This is a genomic window from Imperialibacter sp. EC-SDR9, from assembly GCF_902498805.1.
GTDB lineage: Bacteria > Bacteroidota > Bacteroidia > Cytophagales > Cyclobacteriaceae > Imperialibacter.
In genome coordinates this window covers 1-1,151 of record NZ_LR701635.1, presented here as the reverse complement: position 1 = coordinate 1,151, position 1,151 = coordinate 1, and the positions used below count along the sequence as shown (strand labels likewise).

Genomic DNA, 1,151 nt, shown 5'->3' with positions numbered 1-1,151 from the left:
GGGAGTTTGTGTTTGGGAGAGAGTTTACAGTTGAGTAATGAGAGTTTGAATGGAGTGTCTTATCAGTGGGATTTTTGTCAGAATGGTTTGGAGCATGCTGGAGTAGGGACGACAGCACTTAATATCAGTAGTTTATCGAGTCCTGAGGGTTTTGAGGTTGTTACAGAGCAGGGCATGTGGTACGGATTTTTGTTTGACCGTACTAGTTCTAAGCTATACCGGTTGGAGTTTGGTAATTCGTTGGTCAATATTCCGACTCAAGTCGAGATAGGAACACTTGGCGGTGTATTATCGGGGCCTGCTCAGATACGTTTAGTAAAGGAGGGGGCTAACTGGTACGGCCTGGTAGCTAATTTTGGAACTTCTACGCTGGTTCGTTTAAGTTTTGGCAGTTCGGTTACCGGTACTCCAACTGCTGTTTCATTGGGCACATTAGGTTTAAATGGTCCACGTGGTTTGACAGTAAAATGGGATGGATCGAAGTGGTTGGTTTTTGTGACTAACTTCAATGGGAACAATATAAAGGCAATCAACTTTGGGGGTAGTATCACCAACAACCCTGTGATAGGTGATGTTTCGACATTGGGTACAGGAGCGGGCTTGTCTGGCCCGCTGGGGATAAGTATTGGGCAGAGTGCAGGCAACTGGTATGGTTTGGTTGCTTCCTATAACAACAGCAAGATGTATCATATGTCTTTTGGGGCTGTGTTGTCAAGTGTTCCAGTATTTAGTGAACTAGGCACAGTTTCATTACCTACCGATGTTCAGTTGGTAAAAGACGGGCTTAAGTATTATGGGTTGATAAGTGGCTCTGCTGGTGTTTACCGCTATCAGTTTGGTGCAACGCTGGTGCCTGGGGGAGAGAGTATAGAGTCCTTAGGCACCTTTAGTAATACGATGAGTTCCTTATTCAATCATCGTTTGATCAAGGAGGGAACCAACTGGCAGATGCTGGGTATGAGCAAGGCCAATAAGAAGGTTAGCCAGCTGAACTTTGTAGACCAGTGTACAAAAGTAAGTGTGAATAGTTCCACGGCCTTTGAACCTGAAGGTGTGACTTACACTGAATCTGGGAGCTATGTAGTAGAGCTATTGGCAAGCTCCTCTAATGGGAATACGGACTATGCCTCGCAGGAAGTAACAGTTCAGAG

Annotated in this window: 1 protein-coding gene; it reads left to right on the top strand. The window is 45.3% G+C overall.

Going from position 1 to position 1,151, the window contains the following annotated elements; all coding sequences use genetic code 11:
* On the top strand, positions 1 to 1,151 hold a 1,151-nt coding region (locus GC130_RS28750), incomplete at both ends, for a hypothetical protein (protein ID WP_193218014.1).